Origin of the sequence: Mycobacterium colombiense, assembly GCF_003284935.1 — a bacterium.
Taxonomy (GTDB): domain Bacteria; phylum Actinomycetota; class Actinomycetes; order Mycobacteriales; family Mycobacteriaceae; genus Mycobacterium; species Mycobacterium arosiense_A.
The window spans coordinates 1-3,918 of the sequence record NZ_QMEV01000133.1 but is presented as its reverse complement, the minus strand read 5'-3'; the positions used below and the strand labels follow the sequence as shown (position 1 = coordinate 3,918).

Annotated in this window: 5 protein-coding genes; 1 reads left to right on the top strand and 4 read right to left on the bottom strand. The window is 71.7% G+C overall.

The genetic code is table 11. From position 1 onward, the window contains the following. On the bottom strand, nucleotides 1–319 hold a 319-nt coding region (locus DQP57_RS26250), incomplete at its 3' end, for a chorismate synthase (RefSeq protein ID WP_114149394.1). A 146-nt stretch (nucleotides 320–465) separates the two neighbouring features. Between DQP57_RS26250 and DQP57_RS26245 the strand changes: the two genes are divergently transcribed. Further along, nucleotides 466–1,539 (top strand): LLM class flavin-dependent oxidoreductase, encoded by a 1,074-nt coding sequence (locus DQP57_RS26245; protein WP_112635806.1) that lies wholly within the window; start codon nucleotides 466–468, stop codon nucleotides 1,537–1,539. A 4-nt stretch (nucleotides 1,540–1,543) separates the two neighbouring features. Here the strand turns inward: DQP57_RS26245 and DQP57_RS26240 are convergent, their stop codons facing one another. The 3 genes from DQP57_RS26240 to DQP57_RS26230 all read right to left on the bottom strand — a co-directional run. Then, nucleotides 1,544–1,981 carry a prepilin peptidase gene (locus DQP57_RS26240; protein ID WP_112635816.1) on the bottom strand — a complete coding sequence of 146 codons (438 nt, stop codon included), beginning with the start codon at nucleotides 1,979–1,981 and terminating at the stop codon, nucleotides 1,544–1,546. 10 nt (nucleotides 1,982–1,991) lie between these two features. After that, nucleotides 1,992–2,822, bottom strand: a complete 831-nt coding sequence (locus DQP57_RS26235) for a shikimate dehydrogenase (RefSeq protein ID WP_112635804.1) — start codon at nucleotides 2,820–2,822, stop codon at nucleotides 1,992–1,994. Then, nucleotides 2,797–3,918, bottom strand: a 1,122-nt coding sequence (locus tag DQP57_RS26230) for an endolytic transglycosylase MltG (protein WP_205869245.1), incomplete at its 5' end; no start/stop codon positions are given. The genes DQP57_RS26235 and DQP57_RS26230, both read right to left, overlap by 26 nt.

Genomic DNA, 3,918 nt, shown 5'->3' with positions numbered 1-3,918 from the left:
GCGCGTTGCGCGCGCTGTCGGCCAGCTCGCCCGGGTCGACCGGGTCGGCGGCCATCACGGTCTCCCACTTCGGCCATTCGGTGTTCCCGATCTCGACGGCAATGGGCCCGCCGAGGGTGACACCGTGACGCACCCCGGACAGCACGCTCACCGCGTCCCGCTCGAACGCCATGCGGGCGCCGCGGCCGTAGCCGAGGCGGCGGCGGGCCAGCTGTTCGGAAATGTCGAGGGAGGTGACCTCCACACCGGCGACCATGCCTTCGAGCACGGCGACCAGCGCGCGACCGTGCGACTCCCCAGCAGTGATCCAACGCAACACGGGTCCCATTGTCCCATGGGCACCTGCGCTGACTTAAATCCGCGCGGCGGTCGCGAGACTTTCATCCGCGGTGATTCCTGACCTGACCACGAGTTACGCCGCGATGCCGGCGGGGGCGCCGCGCTGATCTGCCACCATGTTGTCCGGTGGGTCAATTTCTCTGGTACATACCGAATACCGTCGAGCCGGGCCATCGCGGCGACGACACCGTCGACGGCTGGGGAAGCCTGGACTACTCGGTCGATCTGGCGCAGCGCGCCGAGCAACACGGCTGGCAAGGTGCGCTGATCGGCACCGGCTGGGGGCGGCCGGACACGTTCACGGTCGCGACCGCGATCGCCGCGCGCACCACCAACTTCGCGCCCCTGGTGGCGGTGCGCCCGGGCTACTGGCATCCGGCGCATTTCGCCAGCGCGGCGGCGACGCTGGACCGGCTCAACAACGGCCGGCTGCTCATCAACGTCGTCAGCGGCGCCGACGACCCGGCCGCCTACGGCGACCCCGAGGTCGACAAGGCGCGCCGCTACGACCGCACCCGCGAATTCATCCGCTTGGTCCGCCGGTTGTGGACCCAGGACGACGTGACCTTCCGCGGCGAGTTCTACCGCGTCGAACACTCGACGCTGCAGCCGCGCCCGCTCGGCGCGGACGAAGGCCGGTCCCCGAAGCTCTACTTCGGCGGAGCGTCGGCGGCCGCCGAGCAGGTCGCGGCGACCGATGCCGATGTCCAACTGTTCTGGGGTGAGCCGCTGGACGGGATCGCCGAACGCATCGACAGGCTGAAGTCGTTGTCCGACAAGCTCGGTCGCGAGCACGCGCCGCTAGAGTTCGGCCTTCGGGTGACCACGCTGGTGCGCGACACGTCCGAGCAGGCCTGGCGCGACGCCGAGGCGAAGGTCGCCAAGCTGGCCGGCACGCCGACCATGCTGCTGCTGCACGACCCGGCGGGATCCGCGGGCCAGCGGCGGCTGACCGATCTCGCCGGGCGCGGCGAAGTGCTCGATTCCTGCCTGTACACGACGCCGAGCAAGTACGGCGGCGAGGGCGCCGGGACGACATGGCTGGTGGGCTCGGCCGCCGAGGTCGCCGCCGCGCTGCGCAAGTACGCCGACCTCGGGGTCACGCATTTCGTCCTGTCGGACACCCCGTACAAGTCGGAGACCGTCCGGCTCGGCAACCAGCTGTTGCCGCTGTTGCGCCCGACGGCCGCCGCGGACTGAGCGCTCAGAGCAGCGCCAGCCCCACCCCCGCCGCGCTGGCCAGACACATCGACGGCCCGTGCGGCACCGAGCCCGTGCGGTCGGCACCACCGGGAACCCGGGCCACCATCCCCAGCGCCGCCGTCAGCAGCGGCGCGCCCAACGCCGCCAGAAACCAGGCGCCGGCGCCGAAGCAGCCGGTCAACGCGCCCAGGCCGAGGGCCAGCTTGACGTCACCGGCGCCCATTGCGCCCGGCGACGCGCAGTGCACCGCGAGATAGATCGCGGTCAGCGCCCCGGTCCCGGCCAGCGCCGACGGGCCGCGGCCGGCCAGCGTCGCGGCCGCCAGAATCATCGCGGCCCCGGTCAGCGTCAGCGCGTTGGGCAGGCGGCGTTCCCGGATGTCGTACCCACTCAGCGCCGCCAGCCAGGCCAGCACCAGGAACGCCGCAGCGACTCGCATGCGCGGCACGCTAATCCGGCGCGGCCACCGCGCAAGTCATGGCCTCGCGCGGCGCGGGCCGCCCGGTGAACTGCTCCACCTGCGCGAAAGCCTGATGCAGCAGCATCTGCACACCGCTGATCACCCGGCCGCCGGCGGCGCTCACCGTGGCGGCCAGCGGCGTCGGCCACGGGTCGTAGACGGCATCCAGCAGCACGCCGATGCGTCCGAAGGTGCCGGCATAGCGGGCGGCCACGTCCGCCGGGATGGTGCTGACCAGCACCTCGGCGCCCGCCACCTCGTCGGCGAGCACCTCGCCGTCCAGGTCGCAGAACCGGGTCGGCACGCCCAGGTCGTCGCCCAGCTGCACCAGCCGGGCCGCCTTGTCGGGGTTGCGGGCCACCACGGTGATGCCGGCGACGCCCAGCTGCGCCAGGCCGGCGACGGCCGCCGGCGCGGTGCCCCCCGATCCACAGACCAGCGCCCATCCCGACGCGCTGCCCAGCGCCCCGGCGACCCCGTCGATGTCGGTGTTGTCGGCCCGCCAGCCGGTCGGCGTGCGGACCAGGGTGTTGGCCGAACCCACTCGGCGCGCGCGCTCGGTGCGCTCGTCGGCGAACCGCAGGGCGGCGAACTTGCCGGGCATGGTCACCGACACCCCAACCCATTCCGGGCCGAGGCCGCCGAGGACGCCGGGCAGCTGCTCGGCGTCGCATTCGATGCGCTCGTAGGTCCAGTCGGCCAGGCCCAGCGCGCGGTAGGCGGCCAGGTGCAACTGCGGGGATTTCGAGTGGGCGATCGGCTTGCCGAGCACGGCCGCCTTGCGGGGCGCCGAGCTAGCGGGGGGTGCTGTCGAGGACACCGTTGTGCTTAGCCAGCTCGATGTTGGCCAGATGCTGTTGGTAGTCGCGGGTGAACAGCGTCGTGCCCTGCGCGTCGATGGTGACGAAGTACAGCCAGTCGCCGGGCTGCGGGTGCTCGGCGGCGTTCAGCGCGTCGGTGCCGGGCGAACAGATCGCGGTGGCCGGCAGGCCCTGCGACACGTAGGTGTTCCACGGCGTCTTCTGGGCCCGGTCGGCGTCGCTGGTGGCCACCTCGCGGCGGTCCAGCGGGTAGTTGACCGTCGAGTCGAACTCGAGCGTGTGGTGGGCGTGCAGCCGGTTGTAGATGACCTGCGCAACCTTGGCGAAGTCCTGGGAGTTGGATTCCTGCTGCACCAGGGACGCCACCACCAGGATGTCGTAGGGCGACAGGCCCAGGGCCTGGGCGGTGTCCACCAGCCCGGACTTGACGTACTCCTCGGCGCCGGCGCCGACCAGGGTGGCCAGGATGGCCTCGGGCGACGCCGACGGATCGATGTTGAAGGTGCCCGGCCCGATCAGGCCTTCGATGCGGCGGTGGTCCTTGCCGAGCTCGCCGACGGGTTCGGTCGCCCATGGCGGCACCGCCAACGCCAGGGCGGAACTGTTGGTGGCGGCCGCCCGCAGGCCCTGCGCCGGAACGCAGTGCGTGTCCCCGTCCAGGTCGACGCAGGTGGCACGCGAGATCAGCGTCAGGATTCCCGGCGTCACCACGTTGGTCTTCATGTCGGTGGTGTCGTCGAGCTGGCGGCCCTCGGGGATGACCAGCCGGCCCACCCGGCTCTTCGGGTCGGTCAGCCGCGCGACGGCGTTGGCGGCCGGGATCTCGGTGCGCATCCGGTAGAAGCCCGGCTGGATCGCGTTGATGGCGCTGTTGCCGTGTGCGGCGTTGACGAACGCCCGCACGGTCTTGATGACCTGCTCTTTTTGCAGCGTCTCGCCGATGTTGGTGGTCGAGTCACCGGCCTGGACCTGAATCACCAGGTCCCGCTTGCCGCTGCCGGTGTAGTCGTCGCCGGGCCCGAACAGCGTGTGCCACAGCTTGCCGCCCACCAAGACGCCGGCGAGCACCACCACGACGACGAGGGCGAGCACGAT

Coding starts and splice junctions, on each gene's coding strand:
- DQP57_RS26240 (WP_112635816.1), bottom strand. CDS start 1,981: ATGCGAGTCGCTGCGGCGTTCCTGGTGCTGGCCTGGCTGGCGGCGCTG.